Source organism: Pseudomonas sp. TWP3-1, from assembly GCF_049896625.1.
Classification (GTDB): Bacteria; Pseudomonadota; Gammaproteobacteria; order Pseudomonadales; family Pseudomonadaceae; genus Aquipseudomonas.
Window position 1 is genome coordinate 47,269 of sequence record NZ_JAFCUQ010000019.1, and the last position, 15,778, is coordinate 63,046.

Consider the following 15,778-nt stretch of genomic DNA (forward strand, 5'->3'; position numbering starts at 1 on the left):
CTCTACAAAGAATGACGGGCTGCTTACTTGAGGGCGGCCGCGTAGATATCTGGCTTGAAGCCAATCAGGGTTCGGTCACCGAGATCGAGCACCGGGCGCTTGATCATCGAGGGTTGAGCGAGCATCAGTTCGATGGCTTTGGCTTGGTCGAGATCGGCTTTGCGTTCGTCTTCGAGTTTGCGAAAGGTCGTGCCTGCGCGGTTCAACACCGTTTGCCAGCCATGTTCGTCACACCATTGGGTCAGGTGCTCACGGTCGATGCCGGCGGTCTTGTAATCGTGGAAATCGTAGCTGACAGCGTGATCATCGAGCCAGGTGCGCGCCTTTTTCATGGTGTCGCAGGCTTTGATGCCGAAAAGGTGCAACGTTTTGCTTGAAACGGTCAAGGAATTGCCCCCTTTACAGGTTGTCGGAAAGAAAAGGTGACGGATTATGCCATGACCAAACGGTTTCGGCGTCGCCGCTGGCCGGGGTTTGTCCCGTTGTTGCCGGCCTGATCTCGCGATTGTGCGACCTAGGTGCAACGGCCAGCCACAGCCTAAGCCGCTAATATGGCAGTTCAACGCTGTCGATTGTCTGAGATCTGCGCTTTATGCAAACCGCTTATACCGTCCTGATCCTGTTGATGCTGGTCAGCGTCTCGCGGCTGGTTGGACGCGTTATCCCGCTGCCGCTGCCATTGGTGCAAATCGCCGCCGGCGCCTTGCTGGCCTGGCCGACCCTCGGCTTGCACGTGGCCCTCGATCCCGAGTTGTTTCTGTTTCTGTTCCTGCCGCCGCTGCTGTTCTCCGACGGTTGGCGCATGCCCAAACGCGAGTTGTGGAAGCTGCGTGGGCCGATTCTGACGCTGGCGGTGGGGCTGGTGTTGTTCACGGTGGTGGGCGCCGGGTATTTCATTCATTGGTTATTGCCGACGATTCCGCTGCCAGTGGCGTTCGCTTTGGCCGCCGTGCTTTCGCCAACGGATGCCGTGGCAGTTTCCGCCATCGCGCAAAACCGCTTGCCGACGCCGCTGATGCACATGTTGCAAGGCGAGGCGCTGATGAATGACGCATCGGGCCTGGTGACGTTCAAGTTCGCTTTGGCGGCGGCGATCACTGGCGCCTTCTCGCTGGCCAATGCCAGCCTGACTTTTGTGCTGGTCGCGGTCGGCGGACTGGCGGTCGGCGTGGCCCTGAGCTGGCTGGTCGGGCGTCTGCGCGCCTGGATGATCGCTCGTGGCTGGGACGACCCGGCGACACACGTGGTGTTCATGTTGCTGCTGCCATTCGCCGCGTATGTGCTGGCCGAGCGGCTCGGCGCATCGGGGATTCTTTCAGCGGTGGCGGCGGGGATGATGCAGAGCTGGCTTGATCTGCTGCCGCGTCAGACCAGCACGCGCTTGCTCAACCGCAGCGTGTGGTCGCTGCTGGAATTTGCTTTCAACGGTCTGATCTTCCTGCTGCTCGGCCTGCAATTGCCGGACATCATCAAAGCCGTGGCCAGCCACGAAACCTCGCTGTGGCCGACGTTGTTCTATCGCTGCCTCGATGTGGTGGCGATCTTTCTGGCGCTGGTGCTGCTGAGATTCATTTGGGTGCAAAGCATCTGGCGCTTGTCGGTTCTGTTGCGCCGATTGCGCGGCAAGGGCGATCTGACGCAAGTGCCGACGGCGCGTTCCTGCTGGCTGCTGACCGTTGGCGGTGTGCGCGGCGCGGTGACGCTGGCCGGTGTGATGTCGGTACCGATGCTGATGGGCAGCGATGCATTTCCCGAGCGTGACCTGCTGATCTTCATCGCCGCCGGGGTGATTCTGCTGTCGCTGGTGGCGGCCTGCATCGCACTGCCGCTGTTGCTGCGCGGCATCGAAAAAAGCCCGGACGACAAACGCCACCAGGAAGTGCGTGACGCCTGGCGCAAGACTGCCGAAGCGGCTATTCATGCGCTGGAAGTCGAAGAAGCCAAGCCGGCAGATGCGGCTGAGGCGGCGCTGGCGGCTGAACTCAAGGCGCGGATCATGTCCGAATACCGTCATCAGCTCGAAGTCTTCAACGATTCGGACGAAGCGCAGGCGCTGGCGTTTCAGATGGATTTGCTGGAACGCCGCTTGCGACTCAAGGCGCTGCGGGCGCAGCGCCTTGAGTTGTACAACTTGAGTCGCCAGCACCAGATTGGCGATGATGTGCTGCGGGAGGTTTTGGCTGAGCTGGATCTGAGCGAGGCCAACTTGGGACAGGTCAAATAGCGGCTGTTATCTCGGGTAGAGCAACTTCATCAGGCGCTTGTCTTTCTTGCTGATCTTGCGGTTGATCGGCACTTCCCAGTCCCCGAGTGTCAATGTATTCGCCACTGGGTGGTGCATGATCGACCTGCGATCATAAGAAGTGTAGATCGCGTCCAGTGTGTCGAAAGAGGCAAACAGATTTCTGTCGACTTGCTCCGGCGTCAGTGGATTCATCTCGCGATTCTGATAGAACTCGTAAACTTTGGGCTTATCCCATGGAATGTTCGCCTGCGGGTGCTGGTGCTCATGCATCGCGCCCAGTGCATGACCAAACTCATGGATCACGATGACTTCAAAGTCTGCGTGCTCCGGTTTTACACCAAGGTTCATGGTTGGGTAGTCCGGGTGAATCAGCAGTGCGTCAGTACCGAGCATTGAGCTGTTGTCATTGTTTCGGGTGGCAATGCGGATGTCGCCCTTGAGGTCGTCGACGAACTCGAATTTGAGGTTGATATACGGCAACCATTGACTGGCCGCCGAGATGATCTTGTTTTTAAGATCTGCTTCTGGCTCGTCCATGAAGGCAATCTTCAACGTCCGACCATTCGCCCATAGTTTTGAATAATTGAATACCGAGCGTTTACGCCGGGTGCCGCTGGTTATTCCGGCATTGGCCGGGTTTTCATTTACGGCGGCCATGTAAGCCGCTTGATCGTCCGGCCATTGAATGAGTTGGCAGTCTGTTAATTTGGACATGGTGAACTTCATCCTTGAAGTTGAGGGTCAGTCGTTTTTCAGGCGCAGCATACTGCGCGGCTCAAGACTAACGTCTGGCCGACAGGGAAGTGCAATGCAAAGTTGTGTGAACTGTTACGTCATATTTGAACATCCCATGCCGGATTGTCCGGCATGGGATTTAAGCGGATTACTTGCGACGCAGAATGAAATCGCGGATGCGCTCGGCCGCTTCAACACACTCGGCCAGCGGCGCAACCAGTGCCATGCGCACGCGCCCGGCGCCCGGATTGACGCCATCGACATCGCGCGACAGGTACGAGCCCGGCACCACGGTCACGTGTTCTTGCTCGAACAGGTCGCGACAGAACGCTGCATCGTCGCCCTGTACGTTCGGCCACAGATAGAAACTGCCGTCTGGACGCTGAACATCCAGCACCGGGCTGAGAATCGCCAGCACCGCGTCGAACTTCTCGCGATACAGCGAACGGTTGGCACGAACGTGGGCTTCGTCATTCCACGCGGCAACGCTGGCCAGTTGCGTTTGCACCGGCATCGCGCAGCCGTGGTAAGTGCGGTACAGCAGGAAACCCTTGAGGATGTCGGCATCACCGGCAACGAAACCCGAACGCAGGCCCGGCAGGTTCGAGCGCTTGGACAGGCTGTGGAACACCACGCAGCGCTTGAAGTCTGTACGGCCCAGTTCAACGCACGCGGTGAGCAGGCCCGGCGGCGGAGTTTGCTCGTCGAAATACAGTTCGCTGTAGCACTCGTCGGCGGCGATCACGAAGTCGTATTCGTCAGCCAGCGCGATGAGTTTCTTCAGCACATCGACCGGAATCAGCGCGCCGGTCGGGTTGCCCGGCGAGCACAGGAACAGGATCTGGCAGCGTTTCCAGATGTCTGGCGAGACTGCATCGAAATCCGGGTTGAAGCCGTTTTCATCCAGGCACGGCAGATAATGCGGCTTGGCCCCGGCGAGGAACGCTGCACCTTCGTAGATCTGATAGAACGGGTTCGGGCTGACCACCAGCGCGTCGTCGCCACGGTTGACCACGGTCTGGGTGAAGGCGAACAGCGCTTCGCGGGTGCCGTTGACCGGCAGTACATTGCGTGCCGGGTCGAGCCAGCCGTCTGGCACGTTGAAGCGACGTTCGCACCATCCGGCGATGGCTTCGCGCAGGGCTGGAACGCCCAGCGTGGTCGGGTACACGGCCATCTGATCCAGATTGCTCGCCAGCGCCTCGGCGACAAAGCTTGGCGAGCGGTGTTTCGGCTCACCGATGGACAGCGCGATCGGGCGCTGGTCCGGGTTTGGCGTGACGGTACCGAGCAGGGCGCGGAGCTTTTCGAACGGGTAGGGCTGCAACTGGTTCAGAGCGTTGTTCATCGGTGCGGGGTCTCGTGCAAAGCGGTTAATCCGGGCGCGCAGTCAGATACTGATGCGCGACAGTTTGATATCGGGTTCCTGATTGACGCTCAACTGGTCGACGATCGCATCCTGCAAACGGCTGCACAGCAGTGGGTCGGACAGCGGCTGGTTGTGCGCGTCGGTGATGAAGAACACGTCTTCCACCCGTTCGCCCAGCGTGGCGATCTTGGCGTTTTGCAGCGACAGATCGAACTCAAGGAAAATCCCGCCGATCCGCGCCAACAGGCCAGGACGATCAGGCGCAGTCAGTTCCAGAACTGTCACTGGGCGTTGCGCGTCGTTGTGGATTGTCACCTGCGGTGCGAACGCGAAATGCTTGAGCTGGCGCGGCACGCGGCGCTGGATAATTGTCGGGTAGTCATCCGGATTGCGCAGCGCTTCGGTCAGACCTTCGCGGATCTGTTTGACCCGTGTCGGGTTGTCGCCGATCGATTCGCCTTCGGTGTCGAGCACGATGTAGGTGTCGAGGGTGAACTTGCTGCTGGAAGTAATGACGCGCGCGTCATGAATGTTCAGGTTGAGCTGATCCATCGCCGCCACGGTCACGGCGAAGAAGTCGTGCTGATCCGGGGCGTAGATGAAGATCTGCGTGCCGCCTTCGAATTCGCGTTGGGTGGTTTCCTTGATCAGCACCAGCGGCCCGCCGTCGGCCGGTTGCTGCAAAATTGCGTCACTGTGCCAGGCCACGTCGCCAGCGGTGTGGCGCAGGAAGTAGTCATCGCCCAACTGCGACCACAACTGCTCGACATCGTCCGGATCGGTGCCGCCGCGTACCAGAATATCCAGCGCTGCGCTCTGGGTCTGGCGGATCTGCTCTTCGCGATCCACCGGGTTCTCCAGACCGCGACGCAAGGCACGCTTGGTCTCGGTGTAGAGCTGGCGCAACAGGCTGGCGCGCCACGAGTTCCACAGCGTCGGGTTGGTCGCGTTGATGTCGGCGACGGTCAGCACGTACAGGTAGTCGAGGCGCGTTTCGTCGCCCACCGCCAGGGCGAAATCGTGAATCACCTGCGGGTCGGACAGGTCCTTGCGCTGAGCGGTGGTCGACATCACCAGATGGTTTTGCACCAGCCACACAATCAGGCGACTGTCCCACAACGGCAACTGATGGCGCTGGCAGAACGCCTCGGCATCGACTGCGCCGATTTCCGAGTGATCACCATGCCGGCCCTTGCCGATGTCGTGATACAGGCCGGCCAGATAGATCAGCTCGGGTTTCGGCAGTTTGCCCATCAGCTTGCTGGCCAGCGGGAATTTCTCCGAGACCTGTGTGTACTGCAACTTGCGCAGGTGCTTGATCAGATTCAGCGTGTGCGCATCGACGGTATAGATGTGGAACAGGTCGTGCTGCATCTGCCCGACAATAAAGCCGAACTCCGGCAGGTAGCGCCCGAGAATGCCGTAGCGGTTCATCCGCCGCAGATTGCGGTGAATGCCGATCTTGCATTTGAACAGTTCGATAAACAGGCTGGTATTACGGATGTCATTACGAAAATCGTCATCGATCAGATGGCGGTTTTCGCGCAGCAAACGGATGGTATCGGCGCGCACGCCTTTGATTTCCGGCTGCTGCGCCATCAGCACGAAAATCTCGAGCATGGCGAACGGGGTGCGGCGGAACACGTAGTCGTTGCGTGCCTCGATGTAACCGTCATGCAACTGGAAACGCGAATTGATCGGCTGCGGCGGCGCTTCGTCTTCCGGCGCGAGAATGACTTCCTCGAAGTGCTGGATGATCAGGTCGCTGAGCTGGGCGATGCTCATCACCACCCGGTAGTACTGCTGCATGAAGTTTTCGATGGCTTGCTTGGCGTCATCGCCTTCAAAGCCGAGCAGCGTAGCGATCGAGCGCTGATGATCGAACAGCAGCCGATCTTCGGAACGCCCTGCGAGCATGTGCAGGGCGTAGCGCACTTTCCACAGAAATTCCTGGGAGGAGGCGAGCAGAGCGTTTTCGCTCTCGACCAGAAAGCCTTCGCCGGCCAGTGCGCGCAGGTTCAAGGTTCCGTACTGACGCCGCGCGACCCAGAGAATCGTCTGAATATCGCGTAGTCCACCGGGCGAGCCTTTGACGTTGGGTTCGAGGTTGTATTCGGTGTCGTTGTACTTGTGGTGGCGGGCTTTTTGCTCGGCGCGTTTGGCCAGGAAGAATTCCTTGGCCGGCCACATATGTGCGGTGCTGGTGACATCGAGCATGCGCTGACGCAAGCGCTCGGGGCCGCAGATGGTGCGGCTTTCCATCAGGTTGGTGACCACCGTCAGGTCGGCGCGGGCCTCAACGGCGCATTCATCCACCGAACGAACGCTCTGACCGACTTCCAGGCCTATGTCCCACAGCAGCGTCAGAAAACGCTCGATGGAATCACGAAAAACTTCGTGGTCGGCACTGTCCAGCAGGATCAGCAAGTCGATGTCGGAATACGGGTGCAACTCGCCACGGCCATAGCCGCCGACCGCGACCAGCGCGATGTCGGCGTCTTCGCTCCAGTCGAATTGGCTCCAGGCCTTTTGCAGGATGTTATCGACGAACCAAGCGCGGTCTTCGATCAGCCGGCGAATGTCACGGCCGCTGCGAAAACGTGCGTCGAGCACTTCGCGGGCCTGGCGGATAGCCTTCTTGAACGCCGCGATGGGGCTCGCTTTCAGGGCCAGTTCAGCCTGGAACTGGCCGCGGTCGAAGAGTTCGGGATCCACCTGCGGCATCGATTGGCTTTCCTTCTATAGGCTGGGAGCGGTGTGTGGATCAGGCCGATACGCGCGGGATGGTGTCATCGCTGCGCAAGGTGAAGATCTCGTAGCCAGTGTCAGTCACCACCAGGGTGTGTTCCCACTGCGCCGACAGCTTGCGATCCTTGGTGATCGCGGTCCAGCCGTCGCCCAGCACTTTGGTGTCGGCCTTGCCCTGGTTGATCATCGGCTCGATGGTGAAGGTCATGCCGGCCTTCAGTTCCATGCCGGTGCCGGCGCGGCCGTAGTGCAGGATCTGCGGTTCTTCGTGAAACACCTTGCCGATGCCGTGGCCGCAGAACTCGCGCACCACCGAGAAACCGTTTTTTTCCGCGTGTTTCTGGATCACTTCACCGATGTCGCCGAGGCGGCAGCCGGGTTTGACGATTTCGATCGCCTTGTACATGCATTCCTGAGTCACTTGCGACAGACGCTCGGCCCACACCGGGACAGTGCCGACGTGGAACATGCGGCTGGTGTCGCCGTGGTAGCCGTCCTTGATCACGGTCACGTCGATGTTCAGTGTGTCGCCGTTTTTCAGCGGTTTGTCATTCGGAATGCCGTGGCAGACCACGTGGTTGATCGAGGTGCAAATGGACTTCGGATAACCCTTGTAGTTGAGCGGGGCAGGGATGGCCTGCTGCACATTGACAATGTAGTCGTGGCAGATCTGGTTCAGCTCATCGGTGGTAATGCCCGGTTTGACGTGTTCGGCAATCATTTCCAGCACTTCGGCGGCCAGTTTGCCGGCGACACGCATGGCAGCGATGTCCTCGGGGGTTTTGAGGGTGACGGTCATACAGGCTCTCTCTGCGCTCGGCGGCGCTGGCTGATACGGATAGGGTGCGGGTGTGCATTTTGCGACCCTGAAAAACGCGATTCTAACAGACCAAAGGGGCAAATCCGCCCCTGCGTGCATCGCTTGTCCCTATACAATGGTGCGCCTTGTGCCGATTCCAAGGGGCCGGCGCGCATGTGCCTGACGCGAATGCAGATTCCGTGTTCCGTTTCTGCCATCGCTGTGGTATAAAATGCGCCGCTTTCCGGGGATACCTCCGAGAGCACTAACCCACACACGTGTCGACACGATGGCCTGGGTGCCTTTGATCTTCGGATCACTGGTTGGTCATTGGGATGCGTGGAGGCCCAACCCGACTTATCAAGGAACTATCATGTCCCAAGTCAATATGCGCGATATGCTGAAGGCCGGTGTGCACTTCGGTCACCAAACCCGTTACTGGAACCCGAAAATGGGTAAATACATTTTCGGCGCGCGTAACAAGATTCACATCATCAACCTTGAAAAAACCCTGCCAATGTTCAACGAAGCTCTGACTTTCGTAGAGCGTCTGGCCCAGGGCAAAAACAAGATTCTGTTCGTCGGCACCAAGCGTTCCGCTGGCAAGATCGTTGCTGAAGAAGCAGCACGTTGCGGTTCGCCGTACGTCGATCACCGCTGGTTGGGCGGCATGCTGACCAACTTCAAAACCATTCGTGCTTCCATCAAGCGTCTGCGTGACCTTGAAGTGCAAGCCGAAGACGGTACTTTCACCAAGCTGACCAAGAAAGAAGCGCTGATGCGCACTCGTGATCTTGAGAAGCTGGATCGTTCGCTGGGCGGTATCAAGGACATGGGCGGTCTGCCAGACGCACTGTTCGTGATCGACGTTGACCACGAGCGCATCGCTATCACCGAAGCCAACAAGCTGGGCATCCCGGTTATCGGCGTAGTCGATACCAACAGCAGCCCGGAAGGCGTTGACTACATCATCCCAGGCAACGATGACGCCATCCGCGCTATCCAGCTGTACATGGGTTCGATGGCTGACGCTGTAATCCGCGGTCGCAACCACGTTGCTGGTGGCACCGAGCAGTTCGCCGAAGAAGCTCCGGCAGCTGCAGCTGAGTAATTGACGCCCTGGCGTTGACTCAGTAAGCAAAAAGGGGGCTTGGCCCCCTTTTTGCCACCTCGAAAACCAATTGTCGGCAGCGCAGTTGCAGTATTTGTAACCTGCAGCGGCTACAAGATGGGGTCGAGAAGAATTGAACGCCCGATAGATCGGGTGGAATGGTTGAAAACCTATCCAAGAGGAATTTGAAAATGGCAGCAATTACTGCAGCGCTGGTCAAAGAACTGCGTGAGCGTACCGGCGAAGGCATGATGGATTGCAAGAAAGCCCTGGAAAAGGCTGACGGCGACATCGAAAAAGCCATCGACGACATGCGTGCTTCGGGCGCCATCAAGGCTGCCAAGAAAGCCGGCAACGTAGCTGCTGAAGGCGCTATCGCTCTGAAAGAAGACGGCAAATCTGCCGTTCTGCTGGAAGTGAACTCGCAGACCGACTTCCTGGCTCTGCAGGACGACTTCAAGGCCTTTGTTGCTGCAAGCGTTGAAAAAGCGTTCGCCGACAAACTGACTGACGTTGCTCCGCTGATCGAAGCTCAAGAAGCTGCTCGCCTGGTACTGGTCGGCAAAGTTGGCGAAAACGTCAACATCCGTCGTCTGGCGCGCGTTGAAGGTGATGTTGTCGGTGGTTACCTGCACGGCAACAAGATCGGTGTTGCGGTTGTCCTGAAAGGCGGCGACGTTGAGCTGGCCAAGGACATCGCTATGCACGTAGCGGCGACCAACCCTGAATTCCTGCTGCCATCGGAAGTTTCCGCTGAAGCGGTCGAGCGTGAGAAAGGCGTCTTCCTGAGCCTGAACGCTGACAAGATCGCCGGCAAGCCGGAAAACATCGTTGAAAACATGGTCAAAGGTCGTATCGCCAAATTCCTGGCTGAAGCGAGCCTGGTTGAGCAGGCGTTCGTCAAGAACCCTGAAATCAAGGTCGGCGACCTGGCCAAGAAAGCCGGTGCTGAAATCGTTTCCTTCACCTACTTCAAAGTAGGCGACGGCATCGAGAAGCCGGTCGACAACTTCGCTGAAGAAGTTGCTGCCCAGCTGGCTGCCGCCAAGCAATAAGACAGTTTTCAACTGTCGCCCTGAAGAGGCTGCCCGCTCACGCGCGCAGCCTCTTTTCAGATACGCTTACCAATTTTTAATTGGTTTGCGCTTGGAACTGACTTACAAAGCCATGTTCCGATGGCGCTGAAGCAGCGCCAAGCTAGAGTGAACGCCAGCTGTAAACAGCTCGCAAAGAATTTTTAAAATACGCCGCAGGAGAGATTCGCAATGGCTCAGCAGGGCAGTGGTTATCAGGCTCGCTATAAACGCATTCTACTCAAGCTTAGCGGCGAGGCCCTGATGGGCTCGGAAGAGTTCGGGATTGATCCGAAAGTTCTGGATCGCATGGCGCTGGAAGTCGGCCAACTGGTTGGCATCGGTGTTCAGGTCGGTCTGGTGATCGGTGGCGGCAACCTTTTCCGCGGCGCAGCGCTCAGCGCAGCTGGCATGGATCGGGTTACCGGCGACCACATGGGCATGCTGGCCACTGTGATGAACGCCCTGGCCATGCGCGACGCGCTGGAACGTGCCAATATCTCGGCCATCGTGATGTCGGCGATTTCCATGGTCGGTGTGACTGATCACTACGATCGTCGCAAAGCCATGCGTCACCTGAATGCCAAGGAAGTGGTGATTTTCGCCGCCGGTACCGGCAACCCGTTCTTCACCACGGATTCGGCAGCCTGCCTGCGTGCCATTGAAATCGACGCTGACGTCGTGCTCAAGGCAACCAAGGTGGACGGCGTGTACACCGCTGACCCGTTCAAAGACCCGCATGCCGAGAAGTTCGATCATCTGACCTACGATGAAGTACTGGATCGCAAGCTGGGTGTAATGGACCTGACGGCTATCTGCCTGTGCCGCGACCACAAGATGCCGCTGCGCGTATTTAACATGAACAAGCCCGGCGCCCTGCTGAACATCGTGCATGGCGGCGCTGAAGGCACTCTGATCGAGGAAGGTCAACAATGATCAACGAAATCAAGAAAGACGCTCAAGAGCGTATGCAGAAATCCCTGGACTCTCTGGCCCATGCATTTGGTCAGATTCGTACCGGCAAGGCTCACCCAAGCATTCTGGGCAGCGTGATGGTGCCGTACTACGGCGCAGACACCTCCATCACTCAAGTGGCGAACATCACTGTAAAAGACTCGCGCACCCTGCAAGTCGTGGCTTTCGAGCGCAACATGCTCGCCGCTGTCGACAAGGCAATCCAGAGCGCTGGCCTGAACCTCAACCCGACCAACCTCGGTGAGTTGTTGCTGATCTCCATGCCTGCCCTGACTGAAGAAACCCGCAAGGGCTTCACCAAGCAGGCGCGCAGTGCCGCTGAAGACGCTCGTGTTGCCGTGCGCAACATTCGTCGTGACGCCTTGGGCGATCTGAAGAAACTGGTTAAAGACAAAGAAATCAGCGAAGACGAAGAGCGTCGTGCTGCTGCCGATATCCAGAAGCTCACCGACAAGGCTGAAGCCGATATCGACGCGGCTACCAAGCAGAAAGAAGCGGATCTGATGGCCGTATAAGGGTCGAGTTTTTAATGGACAAGACCAAGCAGACTACGCCGTCCGCGGTGCCGCGCCATGTCGCGATCATCATGGATGGCAACAATCGCTGGGCGAAAAAACGCTTTATGCCGGGTGTCGCCGGGCATAAAGCGGGTGTGGATGCGGTGCGTGCGGTAATCGAAGTGTGCGCCGAGGCCAAGGTCGAGGTGCTCACACTGTTTGCCTTCTCCAGCGAGAACTGGCAGCGTCCGGCGGATGAAGTCAGTGCGTTGATGGATCTGTTCTTCAAGGCGTTGCGTCGTGAGGCCAAGCGCCTCAACGACAACAACATCAGCCTGCGCATCATCGGTGATCGCTCGCGGTTTCATCCGGAACTGCAAGCCGCGATGCGCGAAGCGGAAGCCATGACTGTCGGTGCCAATCGCTTTGTCCTGCAGATCGCCGCCAACTACGGCGGTCAATGGGATATCGCGCAAGCTGCGCAGCGTCTGGCTCGTGAAGTTCAGGCCGGTCATCTGCGCCCGGAAGACATTACTCCGGATCTGTTGCAAACCTGTCTGGCGACCGGCGATCTGCCGTTGCCGGATTTGTGCATCCGTACCGGTGGCGAGCACCGCATCAGCAACTTCCTGCTGTGGCAACTGGCTTACGCCGAGTTGTACTTCTCCGACCTGTTCTGGCCGGACTTCAAACACGATGCCATGCGTAATGCGCTGGCTGATTACGCTTCGCGTCAGCGTCGCTTCGGTAAAACGAGCGAACAGATCGAAGCGGGAGCCCGGGTTTAATGCTTAAACAACGAATCATCACTGCGCTGATCCTGTTGCCGATCGCCCTGTGCGGTTTTTTCCTGCTCGAAGGCGCAAATTTTGCGTTGTTCATCGGCCTGGTTGTCAGCCTGGGTGCCTGGGAATGGGCGCGTTTGGCTGGCTTCACTGCGCAGTCGTTTCGCGTGGGCTTTGCCGCAGTCGTCGCATTGATGCTGTTCGTCATGTACATCCTGCCCGGGCTTGCGCCTTGGGTGCTCGGCGCTGCCGTGCTCTGGTGGGCGGTGGCGACCTGGCTGGTGCTGACCTATCCGCGCTCAGCCGCCCACTGGTCCAGTGCTGCCTGCAAGCTGGTGATCGGGTTGTTGATCCTGCTCCCGGCCTGGCAAGGTCTGGTGCTGATCAAGCAGTACCCGCTGGGTAACTGGCTGATCATGGCGGTCATGGTGCTGGTCTGGGGCGCCGACATCGGCGCGTACTTTTCCGGTCGTGCTTTCGGCAAGCGCAAACTTGCGCCGCAGGTCAGTCCTGGCAAAAGCTGGGAGGGCGTGTACGGCGGTCTGGCACTGAGTCTGGTAATCACTGCGGTGGTAGGCCTGGTGCGCGACTGGACGGTAGTCGAGTTGCTCAAAGGTCTGATCGGTGCTGCGGTGATTGTGTTCATTTCGGTAGTGGGCGACCTCACCGAAAGCATGTTCAAGCGCCAGTCCGGCATCAAGGACAGCAGCAATCTGTTGCCTGGGCATGGTGGCGTGCTGGATCGCATTGACAGTCTGACAGCGGCAATCCCGGTATTTGCGGTGTTGCTGTGGATGGCTGCAGCGTGAGCCGTCCACAACAGATTACCGTTCTGGGAGCGACCGGTTCGATTGGTCTGAGCACTCTCGATGTCATTGCTCGCCATCCCGAGCGCTATCAGGTTTTTGCCTTGAGCGGTTTCACTCGCTTGAGTGAGTTGCTCGCTCTATGCGTGCGCCATGTGCCACAGTTTGCCGTGGTGCCCGAGGTGGGCGTCGCGCGCGGTCTGCAGGATGACTTGCGTGCCGCTGGCCTGCCAACTCGCGTATTGGTGGGGGAGGAGGGCTTGTGCGAAGTGGCCTCCGCGCCTGAAGTCGATGCGGTGATGGCGGCTATCGTTGGCGCTGCCGGGTTGCGTCCGACCCTGGCAGCCGTCGAGGCTGGCAAGAAAATCCTCTTGGCCAACAAAGAAGCGCTGGTGATGTCCGGCGCACTGTTCATGCAGGCGGTGCGTAAAAGTGGCTCGGTGCTGCTGCCGATCGACAGCGAGCACAACGCGATTTTTCAGTGCATGCCAACGGATTTCGCCCGTGGCTTGGGTAATGTCGGTGTACGTCGGATTTTACTTACAGCTTCTGGCGGCCCCTTCCGGCAGACGCCGATGGCTGAACTGATGCATGTTTCACCGGATCAGGCCTGTGCGCATCCGAACTGGTCGATGGGTCGCAAGATTTCGGTGGATTCGGCCAGCATGATGAACAAGGGCCTTGAGTTGATCGAGGCCTGCTGGCTGTTCGACGCCAAGCCTGCGCAGGTCGAAGTGGTAATCCATCCACAGAGCGTGATTCATTCGCTGGTCGATTATGTCGACGGCTCGGTGCTGGCGCAGTTGGGTAACCCCGACATGCGTACGCCGATTGCCAATGCGCTGGCCTGGCCTGAACGTATCGATTCGGGTGTAGCGCCGCTGGATTTGTTCGCAATTGCGCGCCTGGATTTTGAGGCGCCCGACGAAGAGCGTTTCCCGTGTCTGCGACTGGCGCGACAGGCTGCCGAGGCTGGCAACAGTGCGCCGGCGATGCTCAATGCGGCGAATGAAGTAGCGGTGGCAGCGTTTCTCGACGGGCGGGTTCGCTACCCGGAAATCGCGAGTATCATCGAGGAGGTCTTGAACCTTGAGCCGGTGGTTGCACTGGATGATCTCGATGCGGTGTTCACGGCGGACGCGGCAGCGCGAAACCTCGCTGGACAATGGCTGAATCGTCACGCTCGATAGATTTTGAAATACATGGCTTCACGCGGCACTGAACGGGATTGCGGAGAAAGTAGATGAGCGCGCTCTATATGATTGCCGGCACCCTGATCGCTTTGGGTGTGCTGGTCACCTTTCACGAATTCGGCCACTTCTGGGTCGCGCGTCGCTGTGGCGTCAAGGTTCTGCGTTTTTCCGTAGGCTTCGGCATGCCGCTGCTGCGCTGGCACGACAAGCAAGGCACCGAGTTCGTTGTCGCTGCGATCCCGCTGGGCGGCTACGTCAAGATGCTCGATGAACGCGAAGGCGAAGTGCCCGTTGATCAGCTCGACCAATCGTTCAATCGCAAATCCGTTCGTCAGCGCATTGCGATTGTCGCTGCCGGCCCGATTGCCAACTTTCTGCTGGCCTTGGTGTTCTTCTGGGTCCTGGCGATGCTCGGCAGCGAGCAGATCCGTCCGGTCATCGGTGCGGTCGAGTCCGGCAGCATCGCGGCCAAGGCCGGTTTGAATGCCGGTCAGGAAATTATCGCGATCGACGGCGAGCCGGTTTCCGGTTGGGCTGCGGTCAATCTTCAGTTGGTTCGCCGGTTGGGTGAAAGTGGTGCTCTGCAGTTGCTGGTCCGCGAGCAAGGCTCGACTGCTGACACGCCGCACGAACTGGCGCTGGATCAATGGCTTAAAGGCGCTGACGAGCCCGACCCAATTCGCTCTCTCGGCATTCGTCCATGGCGACCGGCGTTGCCGCCGGTACTGGCTGAGCTTGATCCAAAAGGCCCGGCCCAGGCGGCCGGTCTGAAAACCGGTGACCGTCTGCTGACACTTGATGGCCAGGCGCTGGGCGACTGGCAGCAAGTTGTAGATACCGTTCGTACGCGTCCTGATACCAAAATCATGCTGCGGATCGAGCGCGATGGTGCTCAAATCGACGTCCCGGTGACGCTGGCCGCTCGCGGCGAAAGCAAAGCACCGAGCGGTTATCTGGGCGCTGGTGTGAAGGCTGTCGACTGGCCACCGGAGATGATCCGCGAGGTCAGTTACGGTCCTTTGGCGGCAATTGGCGAGGGCGCCAAGCGCACCTGGACCATGAGTGTACTGACTCTCGATTCACTCAAGAAAATGCTGTTCGGCGAGCTCTCGGTAAAAAACTTGAGTGGACCGATAACCATTGCTAAAGTGGCGGGCGCTTCTGCCCAGTCGGGCGTCGCTGATTTCCTGAATTTCCTTGCTTATCTGAGTATTAGCCTGGGCGTTCTGAATTTGCTGCCCATTCCGGTACTGGATGGGGGGCATTTGTTGTTTTATCTGATCGAGTGGGTGCGTGGTCGCCCCTTGTCAGATCGGGTGCAGGGTTGGGGGATACAGATCGGTATCAGTTTGGTGGTTGGAGTGATGTTGCTTGCTCTGGTCAACGATCTGGGTCGACTGTAACGCTTCGCTGAATTGCGAATCTGCCGCATTTTGCGGCAG

The 15,778-nt window shown here is 58.7% G+C and carries 14 protein-coding genes; 9 read left to right on the forward strand and 5 right to left on the reverse strand.

All coding sequences use genetic code 11. From position 1 onward, the window contains the following. Nucleotides 1–23: 23 nt before the first annotated feature. On the reverse strand, nt 24–332 hold the full coding sequence (locus ACP7BN_RS22580; RefSeq protein WP_426206221.1) for an arsenate reductase: 309 nt from the start codon (nt 330–332) through the stop codon (nt 24–26). Between the two features lie 260 nt (nt 333–592). Between ACP7BN_RS22580 and ACP7BN_RS22585 the strand changes: the two genes are divergently transcribed. Continuing rightward, nucleotides 593–2,224, forward strand: a complete 1,632-nt coding sequence (locus ACP7BN_RS22585) for a Na+/H+ antiporter (protein WP_426206155.1) — start codon at nt 593–595, stop codon at nt 2,222–2,224. A gap of 6 nt (nt 2,225–2,230) precedes the next feature. Here the strand turns inward: ACP7BN_RS22585 and ACP7BN_RS22590 are convergent, their stop codons facing one another. The 4 genes from ACP7BN_RS22590 to map all read right to left on the reverse strand — a co-directional run bounded on the left by ACP7BN_RS22590 (nt 2,231) and on the right by map (nt 7,896). Next, nucleotides 2,231–2,959: a matrixin family metalloprotease gene (locus ACP7BN_RS22590; protein ID WP_426206157.1), complete on the reverse strand. Its 729-nt coding sequence runs from the start codon at nt 2,957–2,959 to the stop codon at nt 2,231–2,233. A gap of 169 nt (nt 2,960–3,128) precedes the next feature. After that, complete coding sequence (dapC, locus tag ACP7BN_RS22595) at nt 3,129–4,328, reverse strand: succinyldiaminopimelate transaminase (protein ID WP_426206158.1); 1,200 nt, start codon at nt 4,326–4,328, stop codon at nt 3,129–3,131. A gap of 42 nt (nt 4,329–4,370) precedes the next feature. Beyond that, nucleotides 4,371–7,073, reverse strand: coding sequence for a [protein-PII] uridylyltransferase (locus ACP7BN_RS22600; protein ID WP_426206159.1), 2,703 nt, complete (start codon nt 7,071–7,073; stop codon nt 4,371–4,373). Between the two features lie 40 nt (nt 7,074–7,113). After that, nucleotides 7,114–7,896 carry a type I methionyl aminopeptidase gene (gene map / locus ACP7BN_RS22605; protein WP_426206160.1) on the reverse strand — a complete coding sequence of 261 codons (783 nt, stop codon included), beginning with the start codon at nt 7,894–7,896 and terminating at the stop codon, nt 7,114–7,116. A gap of 373 nt (nt 7,897–8,269) precedes the next feature. Between map and rpsB the strand changes: the two genes are divergently transcribed. From rpsB to rseP, 8 genes are all read left to right on the forward strand, one after another. After that, nucleotides 8,270–9,007 carry a 30S ribosomal protein S2 gene (gene rpsB, locus ACP7BN_RS22610; protein ID WP_426206161.1) on the forward strand — a complete coding sequence of 246 codons (738 nt, stop codon included), beginning with the start codon at nt 8,270–8,272 and terminating at the stop codon, nt 9,005–9,007. Between the two features lie 191 nt (nt 9,008–9,198). After that, complete coding sequence (gene tsf / locus ACP7BN_RS22615) at nt 9,199–10,062, forward strand: translation elongation factor Ts (RefSeq protein WP_420648333.1); 864 nt, start codon at nt 9,199–9,201, stop codon at nt 10,060–10,062. A gap of 210 nt (nt 10,063–10,272) precedes the next feature. Beyond that, nucleotides 10,273–11,016 (forward strand): UMP kinase, encoded by a 744-nt coding sequence (gene pyrH / locus ACP7BN_RS22620; protein WP_003172271.1) that lies wholly within the window; start codon nt 10,273–10,275, stop codon nt 11,014–11,016. Continuing rightward, nucleotides 11,013–11,570, forward strand: coding sequence for a ribosome recycling factor (gene frr / locus ACP7BN_RS22625; protein WP_042557876.1), 558 nt, complete (start codon nt 11,013–11,015; stop codon nt 11,568–11,570). Before pyrH ends, frr begins: the two co-directional genes overlap by 4 nt. Nucleotides 11,571–11,584: 14 nt before the next feature. Then, complete coding sequence (gene uppS, locus ACP7BN_RS22630) at nt 11,585–12,340, forward strand: polyprenyl diphosphate synthase (protein WP_426206162.1); 756 nt, start codon at nt 11,585–11,587, stop codon at nt 12,338–12,340. Next, nucleotides 12,340–13,146 carry a phosphatidate cytidylyltransferase gene (locus ACP7BN_RS22635; RefSeq protein WP_426206163.1) on the forward strand — a complete coding sequence of 269 codons (807 nt, stop codon included), beginning with the start codon at nt 12,340–12,342 and terminating at the stop codon, nt 13,144–13,146. The genes uppS and ACP7BN_RS22635 overlap by 1 nt, the downstream gene beginning before the upstream one ends. Further along, complete coding sequence (gene ispC, locus ACP7BN_RS22640; protein WP_420648329.1) at nt 13,143–14,333, forward strand: 1-deoxy-D-xylulose-5-phosphate reductoisomerase; 1,191 nt, start codon at nt 13,143–13,145, stop codon at nt 14,331–14,333. Before ACP7BN_RS22635 ends, ispC begins: the two co-directional genes overlap by 4 nt. Nucleotides 14,334–14,386: 53 nt before the next feature. Next, complete coding sequence (gene rseP, locus ACP7BN_RS22645) at nt 14,387–15,739, forward strand: sigma E protease regulator RseP (RefSeq protein ID WP_426206164.1); 1,353 nt, start codon at nt 14,387–14,389, stop codon at nt 15,737–15,739. Nucleotides 15,740–15,778 lie beyond the last annotated feature (39 nt).

What these genes read in the sequence shown, in the direction of transcription:
- dapC (WP_426206158.1), bottom strand. Translation starts at nt 4,328, where the DNA reads ATGAACAACGCTCTGAACCAGTTGCAGCCCTACCCGTTCGAAAAGCTC.
- map (WP_426206160.1), bottom strand. Translation starts at nt 7,896, where the DNA reads ATGACCGTCACCCTCAAAACCCCCGAGGACATCGCTGCCATGCGTGTC.
- rseP (WP_426206164.1), top strand. Translation starts at nt 14,387, where the DNA reads ATGAGCGCGCTCTATATGATTGCCGGCACCCTGATCGCTTTGGGTGTG.
- pyrH (WP_003172271.1), top strand. Translation starts at nt 10,273, where the DNA reads ATGGCTCAGCAGGGCAGTGGTTATCAGGCTCGCTATAAACGCATTCTA.
- ACP7BN_RS22585 (WP_426206155.1), top strand. Translation starts at nt 593, where the DNA reads ATGCAAACCGCTTATACCGTCCTGATCCTGTTGATGCTGGTCAGCGTC.
- ACP7BN_RS22600 (WP_426206159.1), bottom strand. Translation starts at nt 7,073, where the DNA reads ATGCCGCAGGTGGATCCCGAACTCTTCGACCGCGGCCAGTTCCAGGCT.
- uppS (WP_426206162.1), top strand. Translation starts at nt 11,585, where the DNA reads ATGGACAAGACCAAGCAGACTACGCCGTCCGCGGTGCCGCGCCATGTC.
- ACP7BN_RS22590 (WP_426206157.1), bottom strand. Translation starts at nt 2,959, where the DNA reads ATGTCCAAATTAACAGACTGCCAACTCATTCAATGGCCGGACGATCAA.
- ACP7BN_RS22580 (WP_426206221.1), bottom strand. Translation starts at nt 332, where the DNA reads ATGAAAAAGGCGCGCACCTGGCTCGATGATCACGCTGTCAGCTACGAT.
- tsf (WP_420648333.1), top strand. Translation starts at nt 9,199, where the DNA reads ATGGCAGCAATTACTGCAGCGCTGGTCAAAGAACTGCGTGAGCGTACC.
- rpsB (WP_426206161.1), top strand. Translation starts at nt 8,270, where the DNA reads ATGTCCCAAGTCAATATGCGCGATATGCTGAAGGCCGGTGTGCACTTC.
- frr (WP_042557876.1), top strand. Translation starts at nt 11,013, where the DNA reads ATGATCAACGAAATCAAGAAAGACGCTCAAGAGCGTATGCAGAAATCC.
- ACP7BN_RS22635 (WP_426206163.1), top strand. Translation starts at nt 12,340, where the DNA reads ATGCTTAAACAACGAATCATCACTGCGCTGATCCTGTTGCCGATCGCC.